General features: G+C 33.8%; 12 protein-coding genes. 2 read left to right on the top strand and 10 right to left on the bottom strand.

What is annotated here, in order from left to right:
- Positions 1-258 precede the first annotated feature (258 nt).
- The gene (locus tag NH341_RS11610; protein WP_159432126.1) at positions 259-435 is read left to right on the top strand and encodes a hypothetical protein; all 177 of its coding nucleotides are present in this window, start codon (positions 259-261) and stop codon (positions 433-435) included.
- 60 nt (positions 436-495) lie between these two features.
- On the opposite strand, the gene NH341_RS11615 is transcribed toward NH341_RS11610, so the two are convergent.
- The 5 genes from NH341_RS11615 to NH341_RS11635 all read right to left on the bottom strand — a co-directional run bounded on the left by NH341_RS11615 (position 496) and on the right by NH341_RS11635 (position 17171).
- Positions 496-11241 (bottom strand): LysM peptidoglycan-binding domain-containing protein, encoded by a 10746-nt coding sequence (locus NH341_RS11615; protein WP_253056975.1) that lies wholly within the window; start codon positions 11239-11241, stop codon positions 496-498.
- A 20-nt stretch (positions 11242-11261) separates the two neighbouring features.
- Positions 11262-12620: an endonuclease/exonuclease/phosphatase family protein gene (locus NH341_RS11620; RefSeq protein WP_253056977.1), complete on the bottom strand. Its 1359-nt coding sequence runs from the start codon at positions 12618-12620 to the stop codon at positions 11262-11264.
- Between the two features lie 3 nt (positions 12621-12623).
- The gene (locus tag NH341_RS11625; protein ID WP_253056979.1) at positions 12624-16307 is read right to left on the bottom strand and encodes a hypothetical protein; all 3684 of its coding nucleotides are present in this window, start codon (positions 16305-16307) and stop codon (positions 12624-12626) included.
- A 110-nt stretch (positions 16308-16417) separates the two neighbouring features.
- Entirely contained in the window at positions 16418-16855 is a 438-nt protein-coding gene (locus NH341_RS11630) for a hypothetical protein (protein ID WP_073184917.1), read from the bottom strand.
- Entirely contained in the window at positions 16812-17171 is a 360-nt protein-coding gene (locus NH341_RS11635) for a hypothetical protein (protein WP_173360739.1), read from the bottom strand. Before NH341_RS11635 ends, NH341_RS11630 begins: the two co-directional genes overlap by 44 nt.
- A 303-nt stretch (positions 17172-17474) precedes the next feature.
- On the opposite strand from NH341_RS11635, the gene NH341_RS11640 reads away from it, so the two are divergent.
- Complete coding sequence (locus NH341_RS11640; RefSeq protein ID WP_159432127.1) at positions 17475-17642, top strand: hypothetical protein; 168 nt, start codon at positions 17475-17477, stop codon at positions 17640-17642.
- An 81-nt stretch (positions 17643-17723) separates the two neighbouring features.
- Here NH341_RS11640 and NH341_RS11645 read toward each other — a convergent pair whose 3' ends face one another.
- The 5 genes from NH341_RS11645 to NH341_RS11665 all read right to left on the bottom strand — a co-directional run bounded on the left by NH341_RS11645 (position 17724) and on the right by NH341_RS11665 (position 26385).
- Positions 17724-18647, bottom strand: coding sequence for a type IX secretion system membrane protein PorP/SprF (locus NH341_RS11645; RefSeq protein WP_073184919.1), 924 nt, complete (start codon positions 18645-18647; stop codon positions 17724-17726).
- Positions 18648-18651: 4 nt separating this feature from the next.
- Positions 18652-19881: a gliding motility-associated C-terminal domain-containing protein gene (locus NH341_RS11650; RefSeq protein WP_253056981.1), complete on the bottom strand. Its 1230-nt coding sequence runs from the start codon at positions 19879-19881 to the stop codon at positions 18652-18654.
- A gap of 13 nt (positions 19882-19894) precedes the next feature.
- The gene (locus NH341_RS11655; protein WP_253056983.1) at positions 19895-24499 is read right to left on the bottom strand and encodes a hypothetical protein; all 4605 of its coding nucleotides are present in this window, start codon (positions 24497-24499) and stop codon (positions 19895-19897) included.
- Positions 24500-24964: 465 nt separating this feature from the next.
- Positions 24965-25213: a hypothetical protein gene (locus NH341_RS11660; RefSeq protein ID WP_253056985.1), complete on the bottom strand. Its 249-nt coding sequence runs from the start codon at positions 25211-25213 to the stop codon at positions 24965-24967.
- Between the two features lie 23 nt (positions 25214-25236).
- Positions 25237-26385: a hypothetical protein gene (locus tag NH341_RS11665; RefSeq protein WP_253056987.1), complete on the bottom strand. Its 1149-nt coding sequence runs from the start codon at positions 26383-26385 to the stop codon at positions 25237-25239.
- Between the last annotated feature and the right edge of the window lie 15 nt (positions 26386-26400).

The following is a 26400-nucleotide window of genomic DNA, read 5'->3' on the forward strand; positions in this document are numbered from 1 at the left end:
ATCTTTTATAACCGACAAAACTACTTTAGAGAAAACACAGATTAACCATAGCAAAATTAAGTTTTGATTACCTAAATGTTAATATTCCAACCTTCCATATAACTAAGGTTTATTAACTAATTATAAATTATATTAATACTAAATTTTAGCCCTTTTTTATATAAATATAAAAAAGGGAAAGCCTTACTTATTTTACGGTTTTTAAAAAGTTTAAAGAGTACTAATATCCTATTTTTAAGAAATTTAAAACAACTAATTATGTTACAACACATTTCAACCTTAGGATTGACATTAACAAAAAAAGAACAAAAACTTGTTCTAGGTGGTGCATTACCAACATGTAGAGTGTGCTTTGATTATTGTAAATCTCAAAACTTTCAGACTAAAGAAGAGTTTAGTGCTTGTTTTTATGATTGCAAACAAGAGCTTTGTTAAATTTTAAAAGCGGACGAAAGTCCGCTTTTCTTTTATCTACATCTTTTTAAAATACTTTTCTTATAAGTTTTTTATGTACTCGTAAGGTAGTACTAAATTTGATAATTGTATTAGTGGTAACTGAGCTTCGGTTACTTCAGAGAATACTGACAAGTCAAATGAAAAATAGGCTTCTGTTGTTGTTGGTTTTTTATCTTCATACCATTTTTCTAGTGCTTTTGCTAACTGACATACAAAAGGTGTATCAAAAGTAATTTCTTCTGAACATCCCTCAGTCGGTATTGTATAGTCTTCTGGAATTTTAAAAGAAAAAGGTGTGTATAATAACACTGGTAATTGAACTGGTGGTAAATCACTTTTAGCTGTTTCTTGTAAATAGTAATTCCAATAACTTGTTACCTTAATTGTTTGTTGATGTAATTGATCGTACGTAAAGAATGTTTTAAAGAATGTTGCCAAATGTTCTGACAAAGACATACTGCTTCCATTCTCATCTAAGATTTTAGCTATATTAATTTTAGTATTATTACTTAACAACGGTATTAGTTTATTAGAAAATCTAATTAAAGGAGTTCTGTAAATAAACTTAGGATTTGTAGGGTTGTCTTCCACCAATCCTTCATTTCTAATTACTGCAATTCCTGCCCATGTATTTTGGAACTGTAATACATTTAGTCCGTTTACCTCAACTGTTCTATTTGGTATTTCAAAAGAACAAGGATATCCTAAATACTCCTTTACCTTGGCTTTAGGGTCTTTTACGTACCAATACGAATTTTCAATTGGTGCTCCAGATTCATCCGTTGCTTGTACTCTTGTATAATTATTTATGTTAATTAATGGAGCACTAGGAATCTCCGCCAGCTTAAATTCATTCATAAACAACTGCTTGTCTATTTCAGACATATCTTGAGGAAGCACTATACTTAATACCAAACGCTTACACTCTTCACCTCCTTGGCAATCACAAGTAGTAGTAAAATGTGGATCTTCTTTTTGTTGTATGATAAAATTATAAGCACTTGTAGTTTCTGTATCCCCCACTTGAGAAGCTTTATAAAGCATTGCTTTTTTATTATGTTCATCCCAAGCTAATGATAAATTATTAGTTAACTGCACCATAGCTTGCATTGCATAAAATGCTTTGTCAAGATTTGGATCAGTCTCATCAGATGTAGGAGATATTAGGGTTAAATATTTAGTCATATCATTTAATACTGATGACCATACATTTACCATTTGAGCCATATCGTTGAATAAATTTCGTGTACTACTACGTTTAGCTTGTAGGTTATTATACTGACTATCAAAAGTATTAAACCTAACATCAGAATAAATTTGGTCTTGTGCTGCTTGATCTTCAGAATAAGTGTACGTGAAATTCCATTCTGAAGCTTTCTCTAGAACTTCTTTCGTTGTATCACCTACTACTGACACTGCTTTACCTTCTTGAGTTGTTAACGTTGGTGGTTTTGGATAATTACGAAGAACTATAGGAATATCTACAGTACCTAAAGACTGCTGTAATGGAGATTTATCAAAATCAGGTTCTACTGTTTCAGCTAAATTAACAGGCACTATAAATGTTAACCATTTTGATGCTTGATATCCTTTTACATCTGGCACATCTGTAATATCAAATTCAACATGAGTAATTTGATAATCCATTCCTAGAGGCACTGTCGTAAACTCTTTTGTGTTTTTAGTAGAAAAGATAAAAGATATATCAGATGTTTTTTCTCCATCTTCGTAATCTAACTGTATTTTGGCATTAGAAATTGAATACAGTTTACTATCTCCTTCTGTATTATTAATAATACTTGGTGTACCGTACAAACGAGGAGCTATCTGATTTTGACCTTCTCTTGCTATTCCTGATTCGGCAGTAACTTCCATTTGTACCACTGCATTAACAGAATAAGTATTTCCTAACTGAATAAGTAGTTGTTGTTTAAACTTTTCTTGAGCATTTAATTTTCTTGTTTCATTTACTTCTGGTGCTGTAAGAATTGGCTCTACCTTAGTTGAAATAGTTTCTGCCAGTAATGATTTAGCTTTGGTTATGGCTTCAAGGTAAGATGTAGCATCACTATTTAAAGATTTTAAAAACTCTTTTTCTTCTTCAGATTTTAATTCGTCTACCAAAAATGCTGGCACTGCATATTCTGAACTTAAGAAAAGGTCAATTGCATCTAAACATTGTTTTCCCCAAATATCCATATCTACATCCGTAAAGTTCTTTACTGTACCTTTTTCACAATCTAGCCCTTTACCTGTTACATAAGAACATATTGGAACATCCTTTTTAGATACTAAGCTAGTGGAAATTGGTAAAGGCGCATAAAAAGATGCATTTAATAAACTATAAGTATAGATCTGTATCTTATATGTGGTAAACTCTTCTTGGGTAAGAACTCCTTGTAACGCTTCATCAAAACTAGCTTTACTCATATATATAGTTCCTACTAACGGAGTAATCTTATCTACTACAGAACTAGGAACTCCTAGATTTGATAGTTTAGAAATTGAATCGTTTGTAAGTTCATAAGAACCTGCTGGCTCAACATTCCAATAAATACCATTGCCTGGTTTTAGTCCCATTCTTACAATGTAAATAGCTTCATTTTTCTGACTTCCAACCAACTCTTTATCTATACCTGTAGCTATTTTAAGTACGTATTCATTTTCTTGATAGAATGTTTTTTCAAAATTGACCGCAAATTTTGTTAATGAATGATTTTGAACTTTCTCACCTGTACTATTTTCTTGTTCAAGATTAGGAACATAAGTATTTGGCTGAACAACTGTATTGGTTGAAGTAACCGATGAACTATCTTTAAAATCGTTGTTAACAAAAGAAAGATCTCTTTCCATACGTAATGCTACTGTTAACTCAAAAATAGAAGCTGTTTCCAAGTTTTCTATTGCAACTGGTTGTTTTATTGAACTCATTGTTGGAGCTGTAGGAACCGATTGACAGTAAGCAATAGCATATAAATAAGCGTAAATTTCTTTTACAAAATTATTGATTGGTGCTAAGTCTACATCAGTTTCAATTCCTGGTAGCAATGAAGTGCTTAATGAAAGTGTAACCGTATTTTGATCTTCTACATAAGGATTAAATTGATTAATTTGATAGTATATGTTGGTATATACAGCTAAATCGTGTAATGCATTTTTTTGATACTCTGGTGCATCTGGATTATTAGGGTCAGATACGCAAGGTTTACCATCTGTATTTAGGTATCGTGTAACATCAAAAGAGAAATTTAATAACAATTCTCGGTCTGTATCATTTTCTAAGGTTACATCATAAGTGATAAACAAACTTGGCCATTGCGAGAACCCTTTTAATTCATCAAGGTATCCTACTTGCACTGGTGGATTATTAAGAGGTGATTTTGTATTCAACTCTGGATTACTAAACGGTGTTACCGTTTCATTACCGTAATAATCAACCCAATCAAAATGTATTTGTAATGTGTTACCTATACCTCTATATGGATTGTCTTCTTTTTGAGGGAATCCTACCGGGTAAGAATTATTAGGGTTATCAACCGCATACTGTGCTATAGGAATTACTTGATTATAAGTCCAAAGTGAATTAGTATTCTCCTCGTTTTGATCTTTATCATTCGATGGACCTGAAGGTAAGCCTACAATACTTTTGTTAAAATATCTGTTAGCAACTACTTGGTAGCTTAATAAATTGTATAAGTTATTCAAATAGGTTTCTGCATATCCAGCATCACTTGGATTATCTGGAGGAGTTCCCGGATTTGTTCTACTTAACTCAAAACCTGCTGTACCTTGTTGTATTGATGATACTTTATGAACTACCTGATCAACTATAGCAAATGTTGTATTGACATTAAAAACAGCTGCATCTTTAATTATAAAAGATAATGTATCAACATCAATAAAATAATAATTAGCAATGCTCTGCATCGTATTACCTGGTGTACCTTCTCCTGTTGTTATTTTATAAGTAACTGTAGGTATTTCTACCAATTGCCACACAGGTAAACTATCCCAATTGTCAATACTTGGATTAAGGCTCTTAACATCATCTGGATTTACATTAAAATATTCTGCTATGGCTGTTAAGTTATTAGACGGTGTATCTGATGAAAGACCAACCTCATATTGCAATCCGTCCAATACAATTGGTTTTGCTGAGGTATTAAGTTTCACATCTGTTTCATTAAGGTTAGCGAGCTCGCTAATTAATATATTGTATTGATATGAAATGCTTTGTAGCGTTTCATTTGCTGAAGTCGTTGTATAGCTTAAATCTTTTTGGGCTTTAGATTCTGCATAAACGATAGAAGACGATGTATCAATTTTGTCTCCCGTTATAGCACAGTTCATAAAATCTTTAAGAATATTATTATATGAATTGCTATAAGTAACCAATAATGATATTGTTCCATTTCCTGAACTATCAAAAATAGTATCAGGGAAACCAGTATTTCCTTCAATTTCGTTGTATAATAAATAGTATCCTCCAGATCTTGTAATACTACACTCCCATAACAGTTTTACAAAATCGTATAATGAATTTAAAACTCCATTAGGCTTTTCAGCTTCTTCTATTTCAAGACTTTTTTGTAATGATTTTAATTGTACTGGATTTGTTTCTGTTGATAAATTAGATTGAACTATAAATGTTTTCATATTTAGATTTCCAACAGAAAGTAATCCATCACTTCCTTCATACAACCACTGTATATCCTCAATTACTCCTTGATTATTAGAAGAAGAATTAGGGTCTAAAACTCTTAATAATCTTTCTAAAACCTGTGTTCCTGATTCATTCGCTCCTATTAACTCATAAGTAAATGCACTTGTACCCGGAGCAGTATCGTCAGCCTGCTTTTTAATGTCTATTTCTAAAAGTGTAGACCATCCATAATACTCAGAGTTTTTATAATCCATTGCTCCAGTTGTGGCATTATACGTTCCTATTTGAATATCCATAGCTGAGCCAGCTCTTTTAGGTATGGCTATCTGTTGTAAAAGACCTGATGGAAAATTCCAAATTAGTGGAGATATTTCAGTTTGTCCTCCTAAACTACCATAAGGAAGGTTTACCTCTCCTGAGGTACTCCATTGCGTAACTGTTTGAAATGTATATTGAACAGGAATTAAACTATAAGGCTTCATAGCTGCCAGGTTTAAAATATCTGGCTCAATACCTGTTTGTTGAGCATAAGTAACCACAGTAGCTATTTGTGATATGTCTTCTGGGGTTAACTGTATTGGTAGTGTCGCTTTTTTAGGATCTCCTGAAGGAACTTCTCCGTTAAATTGCAACCAATTTAATGTAGTGTTGATTAAATTAATCGTAAACCCTTCTTTAACGTCACTTGGTATTTCAAATTGTTGTCCTGTTAATCTATATAATGCACAATCATCACCTGTACATGGAGAGTTTGCATTGAGTGTTAAACCTGGTAAGGTAGTTGGCAACCTCATTCCATGAAGTTGATATCTCGACACCATACCTGATAACTGTGTATATGATTGTTTTGCTTTGAAATAATCTAATATACTTTGTACATCTAAGCATCTTAATTCTGGTATGTTTGCTGTACTGTAATTATCAGAATCATAAAATAAATTATTGATTTGTTGGTTATGATAACTTGTTCCTAAAACCTCAGAGGTTGTGTTATACTTTTGAGCTATTTTACCTAAGGTTTCTGCATCATCTGGATTACTAAAAGTAGCAGTTGTATGAACGAAAGGTTGAATTAATAATACCCCTAATGGTTGTACTTGCAATGATTGAACTTCTGCATCATCAGCAAGATTATTTACTGTTACTGTATTATCAGGAGTACTTAGTTTTTTTGCTATACCTGTTAAAGTATCTCCAGGTACAATTTCATAAGTAATATTATCATAAACAAATGAATTACCTGATATAAATAGTCCTGGAACAGATTGGTTTTGTAGTAATAAGTCTGAAACTGAAATATTATTAAATATAGTACTAGCTATATTAGTAAAGGTATCTTCACTTTTTGCTGTATAATTTGCAGCAGCAATAATCAAGTTTGCTTCCGTAGTTAAAAGTGTATTTTTCTGAAAGCTTGAATCATTCGCTAAATCTGCTACGGTAGTTTGCAATCCTGTAGCTACCTCGTTAATAGTATCAGTTGCTTTTACCGTATAAGTCTTGGCATCATACATAATTTCTTGAACCTGTAATAATCCTGGGATAGCTGCATTTTGTGTAATCAGTAATGCTGTTTCTAGGGCGTATTTAGCTCCGATAGAAACAAAATTGTCACCATCAAGAATAGTGTACATTACTCCAGTAATTTGAATATCAATTCCACCATGTAAAGGATGAGATTGATTGGCCTTAGAAAGGTTACTTACCTCAACAGCATTGGTTGTTCCATCAGAAGTGCTTATACTATTAGCCCAGTTTGCCATGGCATTTAGACTGTTACCTTTAGATAATGGATATGTGTAATTTTTTAATGCATCTTCTGCGTACCCTATAAGTTGTTTTCCTATAAGTACAAAGTAGTCTTCAAATACAAATGTTGATAAAGAATGTTCTACTGAGGTGCTTTTTTTCAGGGCTGCGTTCGTGTTTTCTTCAGATACTTTTACAGCTAATTCATTAAACCACTTTTTAACTTCAGATAAATACGCATCTGTTGCCATATTATATGTGCTAAAATCAACATCAACTCCTGCATCTGGAACAGATAATTCTAAATCGAAAAACATTGGGAATACGGCTGCTGTTTCAGGTTTTGAACTTTCTGTAACGTTTTGAATGTTCACTGCTTCAAATGTATCTTCAAGGAATGATAATAGTTTATTTGTAGGAATTGGTAATGGCGTATCTTCATTTGACAACAGAGCTAGTAATAACTGTAAATCGGCCGCAGAAACTGCTAATTCGTCTGCCGTAGCTCTCGTACTTTCTGTAGCTGTTTCATCTGCATAGTTTTGTATTAACCATCTAAAAAAGTCTTGACTTAAATATTCAAACGATGAAGTAACTGTACTATCTGGGTTTTCTGCATCAGGAGCATCAATCCAAAGTGAAGTGACATACTGAGCTGTTTGACTCTTTAAATCCCCATTTTCTGATCCAGCAACAGTTAAATGTGGAATAAAATAGATATTTAGTGTAGGTGACTTCTCTTCTGTACTTACCATTAATTTAGAGCTGTAATGCATGTCTTTGATCGGTAACTCCGATAATTGGCTTGATTTTGCTGCATATACCAAAGCTCTGTCATCAACAGAATCTGAAAGTTGTCTGTTCCATGGAGCCATACTTGTTTGATCTGTACCAATGGTAAGATCTGTTCGTATTTCTGCCTTGAAGCTAAAGTTAATTTTAATAGAGAATAATCCTAAATTTATTTTTGCTGAAACTTGTACATCTACTGAAGCTACAATAGCCAGAGGCATTTTGTTATAAGCTTCTAAAGTTGCTTGTGCATATACTTTTACTGTTATATTTACAGATGCCGAAATAATTCCAAAATCTAAAGAACCATATAATTTACCAATTAACCCAAGAGTTCCTTGTAACCAATAGTAATAAGAAGTTTCGACTTCTGTCTTATTATTCTCTTGAAGAGTTCCTTGATATGGATGATATGTAGCAATTACCCCTTCTAAAATACCAAAAATTGTAATGCTAAATCCAGCTTTTAATACTCCGTAATTAATACTATAACCAACACCTACCTGTAAACCTATTCCAAAAACAATTACTGGATTAAAATTACCATAATTAGTTTGTGGTACTTTTTTGGTAGTAGCACTGCTCAGTTTTCCGAAGTAAAAACCTCCTGATCCCATTGCTGGAATTCCTGGTGGTACAATAGCCTGTAAGGTAAAAGATCTTGAAAAGTCAAGTTTATACGGAAATCCTATATCTACCATAAAATCACCATTAGTATAAATGGCTAATGCAATAGAAGGAAGTGTAATATTAACTGCTCCGAACTGCAAATATCTCAAGGCGTCTGGTAGTGTAAGTGCTATTTGGTATACTCCTACTCCATCTGAGATTTTTTTATACATAATCTCAAAATCTAAGCCTGCAAAAATTTTAGCTTTATCACCTGCCATGGCAATTCGTAAACCATATAAGTTAGGGTCATTGAATACGGCTTGCATTTCTAATGTCCAAACTGGTTTTTCTTTGGTACCAACATTAAGGATTCCAAAATCGGTACCTATTAACCAATTGGAGTTTTCATTAAATGAAAGTAACGAGTTTCCTGAACCAGGACCAATAGGTACTTTGCCTTTTTCTGGAGTTTCAAATGCTTTTTCCATAGCATCTGTAACTTCTTTTATTGATTGGTATTGAGCTGCATTATTTAGCTCAACATGTTGCCCCATAGCTAATAAACGTAGCTCAAAATATTGCGTTCCTTGTCCAGGAACCTCTGGCATATTTTTTACATCTTGTCCTTTTTCTTTATTAAAGACATTACTGTCGTTAACAGCTGGTACTACTGAACTACCATCAAATGCTATTTGAACACCTTGTGCATTTTTTGTTAGCTTAATACCATTGATTGTTATGAATATTAAATCAAGACTTTTTGGTAATTTATAATCTACTACTACCTCCTTAGTATCTAAATTATAAGTAACCTTAAATCCATCTAAACTTATTTTATTGAGAATATCCCAAGGAGCATCTAATTCAAAGTTAGGATCGAATAGCATTTTCATAAATGAGGTAAGTAACGATCCTACACTCCAATTTTTAATCTCAAAAATGATCGTTCTACTTTCTCCTGCAACATTATATTTCGCTATAAATCCTTCCCATTCAATCATTAATAATTGGTCATCACCATCAAAATTATAACCAATTTTAACTTCAGCATTAAAGTATTCAAGTAAAACACTTCCCATTACACCGCCAGAATATTGCTTTCCTGCTGCTTTGGTTTCATCATATTTTAAGGCTAACGCCGCTGCAATATCAATTTTCTGATTAATAATAGGGAAAGTAAACTTCCACTCCACACTCGTTTTAACTTCATAAGAGCCTTTTTCTGCTCCATTTGGAATATCTGCGGTTAAATCAAAACTAGTAATTGACAAATCTGCTGGTAAAAAACTAGTAGGCAACTCAAAGCCCACTTTTTTAAACAAACCGTCCATCAATTGTCCTAAGTTTAACTTGTCACCTGCAGGCATGTTTATACTTAAATCCCACCCTCCATCTTCTGTTGAAGAATTATAATTTACTGCTGATTGTAATCTTAAATCTCCTATAGAGAAAAGACCACTAATAGCAGCTGTATATACATTTGAACCTGTTCCTGTTACTGGAGAAGTAGAGGTAAGTTGTAATGCTGCATCAGTTAATGATATATTGGTAATAAGGTTCATTTCAATATCTCCTGATGCAAAAAATGCATAGTATTTACTATTGATATCCATATCAATACCAAACCCTGTAAATACTACACTTACCAAACTTTCTGGTATTTTTATAAAACCGCCTGTTATGGCTGCTAATAAATCATTAATTGAAACGGTTCCATCAAAAGCTGCTGATAAAGTAAGATCAGAAGTAATTTCTACATCAAAACCTCCTTTGAATATGGTTGGAAAAAAATTTACTCTTGATGTGAAAAAAATACTCTGAGCATTGATTGTTCCTGGTCCTAATATCCACCAATTTACATCAAACTCTTCAACCGAAAAATTATCAAAGAGGTTCCATGTACCAACTGACCCCACTTGTGCTGAAACACTATTTATTTGTACCCCATTAGTAAAGTTTAAGGAAGTTGTAAACCCTTTGAATGCAATACTATTTAAATACTGTTGCAATGTTGGAGGAATATTACTAAACCAATTATTACCAGCCATTAATGAGAACATATTTAATGGCGTAAGTGGTTTTTGAGGATCTGACGATATTGCAATATCAAAAGCTGATGATTTTGGAGCAACTGAAGTAGTGAAATCCATTTGAATATCTGTCCCAAGATGCAACTGTAATTGAAAAAATAAAGAAGGTGTTTGACTTATTTCTGTTGTTGATTCTGAATCTTCTTCTAAAACATCCTCTACAGATTCTATCTTGAAACCTACAGCAGGGTTACTTACTTCTAAAAACAAAAGAGATACAGGAGTAGCATTTATAGGTACAATAAGATTCATATCTGGATATAAATACTCCTTATTATCTACTTTTGATGGATCTAACATCCCTGTTAAAGGAAGTTTTGTACTTACCGACCATGATGTTAAAAAATCAACAACATCAGCTAACCAATCTGTAAGAGTTATCATAGCAGAGAAATTCTGCCCTTCAACTAAAGGGATGTCTGAATTTTGCCATTTAAAATTATCCTTTTGTTCTGTACTAAACATAAAAGATGGTGAAGTATAAGGTAACCCATCAAAAACACCTCCTGTCATATATTCCCAACTAGTCTTAAAAGTCCAATCACTTAATGCGATTTGTATAGTAAACTGAGCTTCTCCTTTCTCATCAACAACAACCTTTAAAATAACATCTGTATTAGTTTTTTCTACATTTAAAATGTTTGCTTTAGCATTACTTATGGTCAATGTATTCCCTGCTGGATCTGGAATAGATGTTTCTGACGTATCTATCAATAAAAAAGTTCCTTCAGCTAACTGATATCCTTTAGACAATAACTCATCTAAGTTTTCTGGAGGTGTTAATTGAGAAGCAGAAAAAGTAGCAGCATTAATAGTGATATTTCCATTATTAGCAGCTGCCTGATCTCTAAAAGTGGTTGTTAAATTATAAAGACTCATAATACGAGGTGTATATATTGTTATATATCTATAATTAAAGGAAGATGATCGCTGGTACTTCTTATATGACCATAATTTGACCATCCTTTAAACTGGCTAAGGCCTCCAATAGTTCCAGGTGCTATCCCTCCATTTCCTCCCGGACCATTAGGAGGAAGAGGTAACGCTACAGGTAATCCAGCATTTGGTGCTCCAATTGGTATTTGACTCATATTTGTAGCATATACATAATGACCTGCAGGAGCTCCTCCAGGAGTTGGCATCACCCTATTATAAGGGCTTCCAGTAACCCTATTAATTATGGTTATGTTTGCTGCGGGTCCCCCTGCTGCAGCTCCATATCGAGTTAAAATATTGTCAATACTATCATAGCCTTGAAAATTAGGATTACTTCCAACGTATTCATATCCAGGATATCCATTCGTAAACCAAGGTTTTGCTTTATTACTAGTTTTTATATGTGTAAAAACATACCCTTTACCTGGCCATCCGTTATTAGCTGTTGGATTTATGGCTCTAGTATATCCTGCACCTGCAGGTAAAAAACTAATGAGGTTATTATAGGCTATAGGCTCAAAGTAAGCATTGAAAATATTAACATTAAAATCTCCTACAATAATTCCTACTTCGTCTGCATTTAGATCATTTGTTATTTCTCTTACGTTGGAAAGCTGATTTGTACCATTTGCTGCTGCTACATTATTAGGAGGTGCATGATATGACAATAATTTTATAGTTCTATTATTAGCTGCCTCCCAAAATGTTGTTAAATATGGTGGTCGATTTCCAACTCCAGGAAATTGTAATCTATTCGGAGGCATTGCATTATCTGTAAAAAGCCATTGCCCTGCTAACCTATTAGAATTTATTCCTGCATTGATATTACCTCCAGGAACAGCTACTGCAGGTAAACAATTGTTCCAAGGAGCTGCGTAGGTCGCTAGATTTGGCGCTCCAATATTAGCTATAGAATCTGACGAATTTCCTCCACCTTGCCAACCCCACGGACCACTAAAATTAAGATTAGCACTGTTATAGTAGACAGATATTCCTTCTGAAACACCTCCTACACCAAGAATCAGAGGAGGCACTAGCATCCAGTTTACCCCAAGTGCAGCTCTAATTCTATTTAATAAATCCAAAGCTCCTTGGCTACCTCCTGCTGTCACAAGAGTTCCTTCAGCTCCTCCTCCAGTAGAAGTCTCTACTATTACCAGAATATCTGGAGGATGGGCGACAATAGTATCCATAATATATTGTCTTCTATTTACAGATGCTGCTTGACCTGACAAAGAGCTTCCACGTTGCCTTTTTCTACTTGGGTTATTTATTTTATTAATACCAAACTGCTGTATATTCCAATAGAGTACTCTTGCCATAGCTTAAGGTTTTGTTTTGTTATATGCTGCATACCATCCTAAACTTTTGGCAGTAGCTCCTGGGTTTGGGTTACCAAAAAGTAAAAAATTGGTACTTCCTCCTGGTGGTAGTTTGAGAATTCCTAAAAACTTCAATGCTATTTTACTCAATGTCATTAAATATGATTGTTGAGCTTCTACATATTCTAATTTTAAAGTATCAATAGATAATTTTAAAACTCCTTGTAGACTAAGAAGTTTAGCATTACTGCTGGTTCCTGGGAGTTTTATTCCTACAAATGCGTTATAGGAAGTATCGGTCGCTTTATTCCCTGGGCTCCATGCAATCAGTAAACTAGCATTAAAATCTAATGACGCCGCTAATTCACCGGGAGTTCCCATATTTAAGGTCATTTCTAGTCCATACCAATTTTCTGAAAGCCCAGTAGTATTGATTCCTGGCAAACTTAAATTAAGATATCCTAAACTAGAAGGTTTGGTATCCTTATCTCCACTAACAAGGTTATTGATTTGTAGTGCAAAGTTAGGGTATAAACTTAGCTGTCTAGTTGTACTAAGATCTGAGTTAAATACTATTTTTGAAGCATCAAAAGCATAATCTACTACTGTTGGTGTACTGATATCAAAAGCCATATCAATATATAAGTTGCTATAACTTAAACCATCTATGATGTCTGTATCTTTACCATCACCATTACCAAAAGAAAAAGCATCCATAACAATTGTTTTTTCTTCAGTTTCATTTGTTTCAGGAGTGGTTGTTTGCATTACTGCATAGTTTAAATACCCCCACATAGCAAAACTAGATTCTATATAAGTTGCTTTTGGATCGGTTGTTAATGTATTAAACTGAATTTTGGTAATTTCTACATTTTTAAGAAGGTTGCTATCAAAATAAAATAAGTTATCATCCATATTTTCAAACACATACACTGGTGTACCATCATGATCTTGATATGTACCATCAAGCACTACTGTATTTAGAGTTTTAGAACCGTATTTATTATTCGTTCCTATAACGGTATCAGAAAATAAATTGTTCATCGTTAATTGCACCTTGCTTTGGAAGAACTTGATTGCTGTATTTTCAAAAAGTACCTGTAATTGAAGTACCTTAAAATCATAAGTAGCTCCCGCTAAAGGAGGTACAGGCTTATTAGTATTTAACCCTTGTAATAATTGTTGCTGATAAGCTGTGTCTAGATAATTAATGAGTCCGAATAGAGAACTCTTTTTTTGCATTTGAATTTCACCGTCAGCATTTACTTTATTGACTTCTATTCCAAAATGATGTGCATTAAATCTAGTCAAGTCAATACCAGAGATCAATCCTTTTAATTGTTGAGGAAACTCTTGTAAATCAATATCCGCTTTGAGTACCAATATTCCGTTCCAATCTTTATTGTTTATAATATTATGGAACTTTTCATACAGAATTGCCTGATTACTTTCTGGGTGTTCTAAACCATATTGATAAGCTTTTTCAGCATCTTCTATATAACTCTGTATCCATGATGAAATAGCTATTAACTGTTGATAAGCATTGGCTGGATCTTCAACTCCTTCTGTATTGAAAGTATTGGGTTGCGTCCAAGTTTTTGGATCTTTAACTCTATCTAATAAAGTCCCTTTACAAAATTTAAAAATAACTACGTTATTATAATCAGCATAAGTATTTGTTGTTCCTACATTAATATCAAATGGCCAATCTTCAATTGACATTTTGTTATTAAAAATTGCTTCTGCTGTAGTTTGTCCTCCTTGTTCTCCACTTTTAGAAAATAATGCTCCCAAATGATTGTTTTGAGTTGCTACTAAAAACTGTTGATTGGTTAAAAAAGCACTCTGTAATGTAGTGGATAGATTTACAAAGCTCATCTGGTACTGGGCTGGGTCAGTTGGTGTCTGGTTTTCAGGATACAAATATTCAGGTGTAGCCCCCTGATGAATATCATTTTGCCCTAAGTTGAGTAAACTCCAAGCTCCATTATTATTTACATTTGCTATTAATCCTTGCGGAGTTGTAGAACTTGTATAACTACCATCTACGTTACTCAAAAGTCTTTTTCTCTTGTTTGCACTTTTTGATGCCCTTTGCGTAGTTAATTGTGCTGCAATAAGTGTTTTTCGTTCTTTACTAAGTACTTCAGATTCAAAACTAGCTAAATTATCGTTTCCTGGTTTTTGAGAATCTGCTTCTACTGCCAAGTATGGAACAATAGGAACATAAAAATTTTGTTGAGGCATATCTACACTAGGTTCATAAAAGCCTAGTAAATTAGATTTACCCGTAATAACTTGGCTTACTCCATGATCTTTAGCAAATAAAGAAGCGCCTTCAGGCTGAGAAACATATTGTATATTCTCAGCTACATCAGATATAATATTACACCATCCTGTTAAATATTTATTTTCTAAAGTTGGATTATTGGTTCCTGGATTTACCAGTGAAAGTTCTTGTGCAGGAAAATTTGGAGCGTAAGCTGGTTGTTTACTTTTAAATCGCAATACATCTCCTACAGGAGTTCCATCTTTAATGGAATAAGGTGTAAAAGAGATAGTTTCTGTTCCTGACAACCCTGGTAGAAAGTCAAATTGTCCATTTTCATCTACTTGATCTGATTCTGGGTCTAGAAAAAAATCGCCCTCAGGTTGTAAGTAAAATCGCTCTGTTTCATTAATATCTCTGGGAGAAATAAGTAACAAGGAACTATTAGGTAATGGAGTTAATTTGTTAGACGGATTCGTGTTTTCAATTAAATTAACTTTTGGCCATAAAGTAATAGAGTGCCCTGTATTTATTGAAAAAAAGCTAGGTAAATAGCAAGGTGTCGATTTTCCTGAAGTACTATTAAAAATGCTTCCTGTAAACGCAAAATAGGTATTTAACCCTTTTTTATTTCCTATATCTAAAGGATCAATAGCCGCTTGGGTCATTGCATACTCTACATCAGATTGAGGTTTAAAAATAGGATAACTATATTTTTCAATACTCTTGTCTGTTGGTTCTGTATGGTAATAACAAGTTTCTGAATAAAAGGCCTTAAAATCACTTTCTAAATTAAATCCTATTGGAAAACTAAATGCACCACAATTATATTGAGTAAATGCTATAGATATGTCTTTATTAAGCAACGTATCACTTCCAAATTCTTTACTGTTAAAAGATATATTGGGACTGTTTAAATCGTAACTTAATTGTATTTGTGTAGCTGCACCTTCTGGAATGAAAGATACTTCTGTATTATTTCTAATTGATAATGTTGCAAAACCATTTCCCATAGTGTAATTAAAAGTTTGGCTAACCTTAATTACATTCTGAGAGTTCACATAAAAATTAATTGCAATAACATTTTCATTGGTTGGTTTTGAATTTACATCTAACAACCAAGCAGTGGTAATATTATTTAAAAAGTTTTCTCTATACTTTTGTAAATAAGCTCTTACTTCGTTTATATATTTAGTAATATTTTCAGCATCAGGAGCATTTTCAGCAAAAAGAAAATAAACAGAAAGTTTTTTTGCTTTTGATAAAGTAAGTGTAGATTCTTTATAGGTAGAATCTTCTGGTAGTACTATGGCAGACCATTCATTAAGTTCTGGTGTTACGTTAATATACAATAACGGATCTCCAGAATTCACATTACTAAATAAAGTACCCTCAGTATCTTGTAGAGTTGAACCCATAGCATTAGAATAATATGTGTGTAAAATAACTTGGTAGTGCAATAAAGTATGAGTATCAAAACTGAGGAATTGAAAACACCCCTTAAAAAAGCATCGTGATACACTATAAACTAATCATCCTTAGGACATAAAATAGATACAATTACTATTACATCGTAAGGTGATAAATTGGATACAATCAGTTGACTCCCTTTAAAATCAGCGACAGCTATAAGCTGCTGTCTAATCTTTAAAATATGAATACCATTAAACGAGGTACTGTCATTAAATTTTACATTATTAGTATCTCCTGTGTTAACAACAGTAGCTTGCTGAGCTTTACTAATATTATTAATATAACAAATACATTGAGACCCGTTATTGGTATCTAATACAGCATATTCATTCTTTAAAAGCACAATTGTATCCAGTTTGGATTTTGTAATACTTTGAGAAAATGCTGCATTACTCGCTAATACAAAAAAAGCAAGGATTGTACATACTATATACAATCCTTTTTTTTTATTAACCTTGTGTAGTTTGTGCCTGAATTTCTGCAGTTGCATCATTCTGAGCATTAGTAATATTAGAAACGGTTACTTGCGAACCTGCAAAATCTCCATTACACACCACACTATAAGATGGTGAATTTGGCGGAATATTAAATAATCCATTAGCTGGTTTCGTAGCTCCATTATCATAACAAGTAACACCTGTAGGTGCACCTGCTATTGTAAATGTTAGTGTATTAGCTCTACTAGAATTTGTAATAGTAAGAGTAGATTGTGAACCATTCGCTGTATTCCAAGTTGCGAATTGACCTGAATCTATAGCTGCTGAACCTTGTTGGTTAATTACTGGGTTTTGTGTTGCAGTAGTTGCCATAATTTAAAAGTTTAATTAGTTAGTGGTAACGAAGTTAAACTCTTATTTCTCTTTTTCATTTAAAAAAACTATGAGCGTAATAATACAAAGTATTAATGACTATAATTTTGATACAAGTGTTTTTTACCTATCCATACAAAAAACACAACACACTGAAATAAAGGTGATTAAAATAAAAAATCTTATAATAATTTAAAAACTCATTTTATTATATAAAGTATGAGAATACCTTACTTATTTTATGGTTTTTTACATAGTTTCCTTCTATTAACTTTTTATTTTTAGATTCTAAAAACTGGAAATATGATTAAAAACATTTTGAACTTAGGTTCTATCTTAAACAAAAATGAACAACAATTTATCAATGGAGGCGGTGATGATCCTGTAAAAGATTTATGCATTCCCGCCCCTAAAGAAGCTACTACTTGTCTGATGCCTATTAATGATGAGTGCTGTGGTTTATGGGCTTAAAACTAAAAGCTATAAAAACTGTTTTTGAACAGTTTTTATAGCTTTCTAAAATTAAGCTTTAGATAAAAAGTCTTCTTAAATTTAAAAAAATCTTGGTTTTTTATAAGTATCTTCTCTTAATTTAAAATCGAATAATAGTAAAAACTCGTGCGACCCTGAACTAAATTCTCCTAAGTTAGATATAGTATGATCATACGCATAACCTATTTGTAGATTTTTCTTTATTTTAAAATTAACTATTCCACTCCATGAATCATCTAACCTATGAGATACTCCAAATTCCACTTTATTATTCCACAATAGATTTAATGATAAGTCCAATGACAAAGGTGTCGAATCTGCGTACTTAACTAATGTTGATGGTTTTAACTGAAAGTTATTCTTTAAATCCACCACATACCCTGCTGTTAAAAAACTGTGCATCTTTTCGGATGCTTTGGTTATTTTTCCATTAGACCTTTCAAAATGCAATGTTTCTAGTAAATTAGGTATAGAAATTCCTACATAAAATTTTTCTTGGTAATAAAACGCTCCCACTCCAAAATTTGGATGTGTTTTATTACTGTTCTGATTAAACTTAGGGTCATTAGATTCTACTTGATTTAACGTTAACAGTCCTATTTGTTGAAAAGTTGCTCCTCCTTTTAACCCAAAAGCTAACTTGGCTTTTTCTGATGTGTTTATAGTAAAAGAAAAATCGGCATAAGCATGTGTTTCACTTACGGGACCTATTTTATCATGAAGTAAAGATAACCCCAACCCTACTTTTCTACTTACAGAACTATGTACAAATCCACTAAATGTCTTTGGAGCTCCACTAACACCTATCCATTGTGACCGTGCCAATAGCCCTAAACTTATTCCTTCTTTACTGCCTGCATAGGCAGGATTAATAACTGCCATATTATAAATATATTGAGTGTATTGAGGATCTTGCTGAGCTAAACCTTTACTACTTATGTTTATTAATAAAATGAGTAGTATTACATATGCTTTCTTTTTCATATAGCTACTTATTTAAATACAGCCAACCTTGGTAAGGCTTTGTTTTTCCGTCATTAAAATCTATTACATACCAATAAGTTGCAGCTGGCATGACTTCTGTATCTCCAGTTAATGTTAATTTACCTTGTGACTTTCCATTCCACCAAACTGGATTCAACTCATTATTATTGCTATAATTATATACTACATTTCCATACCTATTGTATATTTTCATCTTAAATTTAGGGTATTTCTCTGCTAAATCGGGGATTACAAATTCATCATTAACTCCATCACCATCTGGAGAGAAAGAATTTGAAACAGAAAAGTCTATAACAGGGTCAATAGTTCCTCTTTTCTTTTCACATGCTAATGTAAAAACACCATAACCAGAAACTTTAGCAGTTATACTTTTACTAGAAACATCTATACTAATACCTTCTCTTTCCTTTATCCACTCTTCTCCATTCCACCGTACTATTATTATTTTACTTGGGTCTGAGTAAATATCTTCTGGCGTGGTCACATCACTCCATGTTAGAGTTAATGCTACCAACTCGTTGTTTGATTTATTTTGAACTTCCCAGAACTCATTCATATCTATTAAACCAATATCTTCTTCTTTTTTATCGAAATTAATGTTTGCCTTTTCCCAATTAAAACAGACATAAAATTTTGTAGTTGGATCTGAAGGAGCAGAAATAGTTACCGTTCTTGGTATAAAAGTTTTTGACTTATAGTCTCCTACAGGAAAAGTAAAACTTTCGTTTCCTATTTTTTGTGCTTTATTATTCACATAGCTTTTATTACTTATCCCCATGTTCGTTGCTCCATTTAAATAAGTAACTATCCCATTTTCTTCAACTTTCAAAATACCGTTTTCAAAAAATGTAGTTCCTACTATTTCTATTTCTTTACCTAAATTAAAAACTAATCCCTCTAATTCATTATTGAATTCTACAAACATAAAACTAGAGGTTCCTCTACCTGAAATAGCTTGATTTTCATTACCTACAAAACTTGTAAACCCAGTTATTTTGTTATTAGAAAACTTAAACTTTCCATTATTTGTAAAGTTTTTAAACAAGTACAAATCACCATCATTTGTAATTGCTCCATAATCATTTATAAGTACATCTTCATGAATACTTACCAATGTATTTTCAGAAACATAAAGAGATCCAATACTTGTTACTTGAGCTTTAACAGCCATAACAAAGCACATAATTATTGATGATATTATTTTTTCTTTCATAATTATCAACTTATTATAAAGAAGTACTATCAATTTTATACCAATAGTAATTGGTTCCATCAAAACCACATTGTATTGTTATAGAAGAGTTAATTCCTAACAAGGATATACCTAATGAACTTAATCCAGACCCTTTTATAGAGCCACCTCCTATTATATTTAAATTTAAAGCTACTGAAAGTCCTATTAATAAGCCATTACCTGCTCTGTTTACAATCACCAATTTATTTCCTAGGTTACTACTATTGGGAGTTGGTATTGTTATATCTTCACCTAACCCGAGATTTAGTAATCCTGTTTGTTCAATAATTACTGTACCATCTGAATTAGTAATAGTTGTGGTGCTGGTAGGGTTCTTAACAACTCTTATACTATTTAATCTTGCTAAGTAAGAATTAATGTTTGCAATATTTGTTTGATTTGTTGTTGCTAAAGTATTATTTCCTGCTACATTTCCTGCTAAAGAAGAAGCTCCTATATCTACAGTTCCTCCGTTTACTAAACTAATGGTATTCCCACTTAAACTTAAATCTTGCGTGTCTGAATTTACAACACTCCATGTTATTCCATCACTAGTTTTATATAATATTCCTGAAGCTGTATCCGTATAAACTTGACCAGCAACACCTGTAACTGTTCCATTAGGGTTTCCCACCCCTGATAAAGTAGTATCCTGTCCTGCAGCTCCTGTATCTCCTTTTAATGAAGTGATAAAGTCAGCTTCAGTTCCACTGTTTCCAGCGTCTAACCAAACTTGATAGGCTGATTTTCCGTCTACTCCGTTGGTTCCATTCGTTCCCGCAGCTCCTGTATCTCCTTTTAATGAAGTAATAAAGTCGGCTTCAGTTCCACTGTTTCCAGCATCTAACCAAACTTGATAGGCGGATTTCCCGTCTGCCCCATTGGTTCCATTCGTTCCTCCGGCTCCAGTATCTCCTTTTAAAGAAAGGATAAAGTCAGCTTCAGTTCCACTGTTTCCAGCATCCAACCAAACTTGATACGCGGATTTCCCGTCTACTCCATTCGTTCCCGCAGCTCCGGTATCTCCTTTTAATGAAGTAATAAAGTCGGCTTCAGTTCCACTGTTTCCAGCATCTAACCAAACTTGATAGGCTGATTTTCCGTCTGTCCCATTGGTTCCATTCGTTCCCGCGGCTCCTGTATCTCCTTTTAATGAAGTGATAAAATCGGCTTCAGTTCCACTGTTTCCTGCATCTAACCAAACTTGATACGCAGATTTTCCGTCTACTCCGTTGGTTCCATTCGTTCCCGCAGCTCCAGTGTCTCCTTTTAATGAAGTGATAAAATCGGCTTCGGTACCACTGTTTCCAGCATCCAACCAAACTTGATAGGCTGATTTTCCGTCTACTCCGTTGGTTCCATTCGTTCCCGCAGCTCCAGTGTCTCCTTTTAATGAAGTGATAAAGTCGGCTTCAGTTCCACTGTTTCCAGCATCTAACCAAACTTGATAGGCTGATTTTCCGTCTACTCCATTCGTTCCATTCGTTCCTGCGGCTCCTGTATCTCCTTTTAAAGAAAGGATAAAGTCAGCTTCAGTTCCACTGTTTCCAGCGTCTAACCAAACTTGATACGCAGATTTTCCGTCTACTCCATTCGTTCCATTCGTTCCTGCGGCTCCTGTATCTCCTTTTAAAGAAAGGATAAAGTCAGCTTCAGTTCCACTGTTTCCAGCATCTAACCAAACTTGATACGCAGATTTTCCGTCTACTCCATTCGTTCCCGCAGCTCCAGTGTCTCCTTTTAATGAAGTGATAAAGTCGGCTTCGGTGCCACTGTTTCCAGCATCTAACCAAACTTGATAGGCGGATTTTCCGTCTACTCCATTCGTTCCTGCAGCTCCGGTATCTCCTTTTAATGAAGTGATAAAGTCAGCTTCGGTGCCACTGTTTCCAGCGTCTAACCAAACTTGATAGGCGGATTTTCCGTCTGTCCCATTGGTTCCTGCAGCTCCAGTGTCTCCTTTTAATGAAGTAATAAAGTCGGCTTCAGTACCACTGTTTCCAGCGTCTAACCAAACTTGATACGCAGATTTTCCGTCTACTCCATTCGTTCCTGCAGCTCCGGTATCTCCTTTTAATGAAGTGATAAAGTCAGCTTCGGTGCCACTGTTTCCAGCATCCAACCAAACTTGATAGGCAGATTTTCCGTCTGCCCCATTGGTTCCATTCGTTCCCGCAGCTCCTGTATCTCCTTTTAATGAAGTGATAAAGTCAGCTTCAGTTCCACTGTTTCCAGCGTCTAACCAAACTTGATAGGCAGATTTTCCGTCTGATCCATTGGTTCCATTCGTTCCCGCAGCTCCGGTATCTCCTTTTAAAGAGAGGATAAAGTCGGCTTCAGTTCCACTGTTTCCAGCATCCAACCAAACTTGATACGCAGATTTCCCGTCTGCCCCATTGGTTCCATTCGTTCCCGCAGCTCCAGTATCTCCTTTTAAAGAGAGGATAAAGTCGGCTTCAGTTCCACTGTTTCCAGCGTCTAACCAAACTTGATAGGCGGATTTTCCGTCTACTCCATTCGTTCCCGCAGCTCCAGTGTCTCCTTTTAATGATGTGATAAAGTCAGCTTCGGTACCACTGTTTCCAGCATCCAACCAAACTTGATACGCAGATTTCCCGTCTGCCCCATTGGTTCCATTCGCTCCCGCAGCTCCAGTGTCTCCTTTTAATGAAGTGATAAAGTCGGCTTCAGTTCCACTGTTTCCAGCATCTAACCAAACTTGATACGCAGATTTCCCGTCTGCCCCATTGGTTCCATTCGTTCCCGCAGCTCCAGTGTCTCCTTTTAATGAAGTGATAAAGTCAGCTTCGGTACCACTGTTTCCAGCATCCAACCAAACTTGATACGCAGATTTCCCGTCTACTCCATTCGTTCCATTCGTTCCCGCAGCTCCAGTGTCTCCTTTTAATGAAGTGATAAAGTCGGCTTCAGTTCCACTGTTTCCAGCGTCTAACCAAACTTGATAGGCGGATTTTCCGTCTACTCCATTCGTTCCCGCAGCTCCAGTGTCTCCTTTTAATGAAGTGATAAAGTCGGCTTCGGTACCACTGTTTCCAGCATCTAACCAAACTTGATACGCAGATTTCCCGTCTACTCCATTCGTTCCCGCAGCTCCAGTGTCTCCTTTTAATGAAGTGATAAAGTCGGCTTCGGTACCACTGTTTCCAGCGTCTAACCAAACTTGATACGCAGATTTCCCGTCTACCCCATTGGTTCCATTCGTTCCCGCAGCTCCAGTGTCTCCTTTTAATGAAGTGATAAAGTCAGCTTCGGTGCCACTGTTTCCTGCATCTAACCAAACTTGATACGCAGATTTTCCGTCTACTCCGTTCGTTCCATTCGTTCCCGCAGCTCCGGTATCTCCTTTTAATGAAGTGATAAAGTCGGCTTCAGTTCCACTGTTTCCAGCGTCTAACCAAACTTCATAGGCTGATTTCCCGTCTGCCCCATTGGTTCCATTCATTCCCGCAGCTCCAGTGTCTCCTTTTAATGAAGTGATAAAGTCAGCTTCGGTGCCACTGTTTGCAGCATCCAACCAAACTTGATACGCAGATTTCCCGTCTGCCCCATTGGTTCCATTCATTCCCGAAGCTCCAGTGTCTCCTTTTAATGAAGTGATAAAGTCGACTTCGGTACCACTGTTTCCAGCATCCAACCAAACTTGATACGCAGATTTCCCGTCTGTCCCATTGGTTCCATTCGTTCCCGAAGCTCCAGTGTCTCCTTTTAATGAAGTGATAAAGTCAGCTTCGGTGCCACTGTTTCCAGCATCTAACCAAACTTGATACGCAGATTTTCCGTCTACTCCGTTCGTTCCATTCGTTCCCGCAGCTCCAGTGTCTCCTTTTAATGAAGTGATAAAGTCGGCTTCAGTTCCACTGTTTCCAGCGTCTAACCAAACTTCATAGGCTGATTTCCCGTCTACTCCATTCGTTCCCGCAGCTCCGGTATCTCCTTTTAATGAAGTGATAAAGTCAGCTTCAGTTCCACTGTTTCCTGCATCCAACCAAACTTGATACGCAGATTTCCCGTCTGGTCCTGACGATGCAACTGAACTCCATAAACTACCATCAGAGCTATAAACATCTCCGGAATTAATATCTACATATAAAACTCCTGTAGCAGGATCTACAGAGTTATTAATAGGTGATCCTATACCAGTTAATAACTCATTCTCTTGCAAAAGAGATGATAAATCGACTGATTTAGAACTTGCATTTTCCAACTCAAGAGTAAGAATATTAGAACTATTTAAGAAGAATTTTTCTATTTGTTGATTATCTACTTGTGTAGTAATCAGGTTTGAGACCGTGGTTATATCTACTAATTGTTCCCATAGCACTCCATTCCAATAATAAAATCCTTTTCCAGAATTTTTATTAGTGTTATAAACTAATAAACTTTCTTTAATTGTATTATTATTTACTGGTAATGATGTACTTAAATCATTAATATTTAATCTAGGTATTAATAAGCCTCTGGAATCTGATTTAATATCTAACTGAGCAGATAGACTAGGTGTTAAGGTTCCAATGCCTACTTGAGCAATAGTAGCTGTGCTTAAAACTAAAAGTACGAGGGTAGCTAATTTTTTCATTATTTACTTTGTTTGGGTGGGACTTCTTGATTATCATGTATAATATTTTATTAAATTGACTTTATTTTTTCTTAAGTATGATTAAATGCTTTTACTAGCACTGTATTAATAGGTAAAAGGTGACACCTGTAAAAAAACACTTAAAGTAAACTGATTTACAATACTCTAACCTCTTACAATTTAATAAAAAAAAATAATTTAGGTAAATATTACTTTTACTCTTTTTAATTATCAGGTAAATTTCCCTTAAGAAATAACTCTTTTGAATAAAGAAATAATTGAACTTTTAAGTAGTTTGATAATTATAAAATGGAAATATTAAACAACAAAAAAGCCTTACTAAAACTAGTAAGGCTTATTGTGATCGCGACAGGATTCGAACCTGTGACTATATTACTAGTATTTACAGTACTTACAGGGTCATTTCATTTTTCCTCTACCTTTAATTACACCTTAAAGATTATCTTAAGTTATTATAATTTGGTCTTTATAAGTAAACTTAATAATCACTTCCATTAAAATATCTCCATTATAAGATAAAAAAACACCTCTTTTGATTTCTATACCTAGAAAGAAATGTTTTTCAAGTTTTTTATATCTGTAAACAACATATTCTATGTTATTTCTTATGATGGTCTTTTCGTATTCTAAATCAAATTCATATTCTTCATATTGACTACCTATAACAAATCGAAATAAATTAATTTGACTCATAATAACCACCAAATTAAATAACTCTACCTAAATAAAGCTTTAACTGAAAAATGTGTTACATCGTTTGGGTTCTCAGCATTAAAGTTTCTCTTTACATCTTCCAAATAATCGCTTCTAATCATAGTAAAATTAATTGATGAAATATTATATAGTTTGAGCTGTTGTATTTCTTTTACAGATAAATGATAAATAGCCGTACTTTGTTTATCTGAATAGCCTTTTATATTTCTATCAATACATCTAATGGTCTTTCCATTTTCTAGTCTTATTAAAATATTCCCTTTAAAAAGAGTGTTAGAATCATAAACATAATTGTCACTATCATCATACTTAACATATAAAATACCTTCATTGCCTTTTCTAGCTATTGTTACTTCTAATTTTTTGTCATTATGTATTCCTTTCCCACTTGGTCCAAATGGAATACTATTCATTCTAAAATTAAATGTTCTTGTTGCCTTATATGACTTTTCATTTACATATACTTTACCTTGCTTATTTATCTCTTTTTCTATTCTTAAATCTAATTTACTTTCAAGTTCGTTTAAAAATATTTCTGAGTAAGATTTATCTAATGGTTTTGATACATTTAAAATTGGTTTAGAATTTATACTAAAGCATTTTTTAAAATTTAAAAAATACTTTTCTAACTCTTTCTTCTCTGGAGCATTAAAGTGTACTTTATACAGCACATCTTTTTCATTAAAATTACCTTGTTCTAACAGATATACCCATTTATGATATACTTTTATTTCTCCAAAGTATTTTTCATTTTTAGAAGTATAATTATCAATTAACAAAGCATTTCTACCATCAATTTTAATGAACTCTTTTTGTATCCCTTTACTCTCTTTATCTTCTTTAAAGCTATTCAGAAGAAAAGAGTAAAACTCAAATTGTCTTTTAATTATTTCTTCTTTTGATAAATGTGTTTTTTCATATGATAAAGGAACTACTATGACATCATAATTATCATGAAGATTTCGAAAAACACCTTTTTCTTTTTTATCAAAAAAAGCTAAAACATTAGTTTTTTCATTACATACCTTATAATGCTTTTTATATATGTTTCTTGGAATGTTATTCAAATAATCCAAAGGGCTTTTCTCTTCTTGAGCTTTTACATGAACCGTTATCATCATGATTAGAGTTATAAATAAGTTATTTTTCATTTCATTTTGATTTTA

Origin of the sequence: Tenacibaculum sp. XPcli2-G (assembly GCF_024124505.1) — a bacterium.
Lineage (GTDB): Bacteria > Bacteroidota > Bacteroidia > Flavobacteriales > Flavobacteriaceae > Polaribacter > Polaribacter mesophilus.

Bases quoted from the DNA above. Each gene is read 5' to 3' on its own strand.
- NH341_RS11635 (WP_173360739.1), bottom strand. From the start codon at position 17,171: ATGGCAACTACTGCAACACAAAACCCAGTAATTAACCAACAAGGTTCA.
- NH341_RS11610 (WP_159432126.1), top strand. From the start codon at position 259: ATGTTACAACACATTTCAACCTTAGGATTGACATTAACAAAAAAAGAA.
- NH341_RS11660 (WP_253056985.1), bottom strand. From the start codon at position 25,213: ATGAGTCAAATTAATTTATTTCGATTTGTTATAGGTAGTCAATATGAA.
- NH341_RS11630 (WP_073184917.1), bottom strand. From the start codon at position 16,855: ATGATGCAACTGCAGAAATTCAGGCACAAACTACACAAGGTTAATAAA.
- NH341_RS11645 (WP_073184919.1), bottom strand. From the start codon at position 18,647: ATGAAAAAGAAAGCATATGTAATACTACTCATTTTATTAATAAACATA.
- NH341_RS11615 (WP_253056975.1), bottom strand. From the start codon at position 11,241: ATGAGTCTTTATAATTTAACAACCACTTTTAGAGATCAGGCAGCTGCT.
- NH341_RS11625 (WP_253056979.1), bottom strand. From the start codon at position 16,307: ATGGGTTCAACTCTACAAGATACTGAGGGTACTTTATTTAGTAATGTG.
- NH341_RS11655 (WP_253056983.1), bottom strand. From the start codon at position 24,499: ATGAAAAAATTAGCTACCCTCGTACTTTTAGTTTTAAGCACAGCTACT.
- NH341_RS11665 (WP_253056987.1), bottom strand. From the start codon at position 26,385: ATGAAAAATAACTTATTTATAACTCTAATCATGATGATAACGGTTCAT.
- NH341_RS11620 (WP_253056977.1), bottom strand. From the start codon at position 12,620: ATGGCAAGAGTACTCTATTGGAATATACAGCAGTTTGGTATTAATAAA.
- NH341_RS11640 (WP_159432127.1), top strand. From the start codon at position 17,475: ATGATTAAAAACATTTTGAACTTAGGTTCTATCTTAAACAAAAATGAA.
- NH341_RS11650 (WP_253056981.1), bottom strand. From the start codon at position 19,881: ATGAAAGAAAAAATAATATCATCAATAATTATGTGCTTTGTTATGGCT.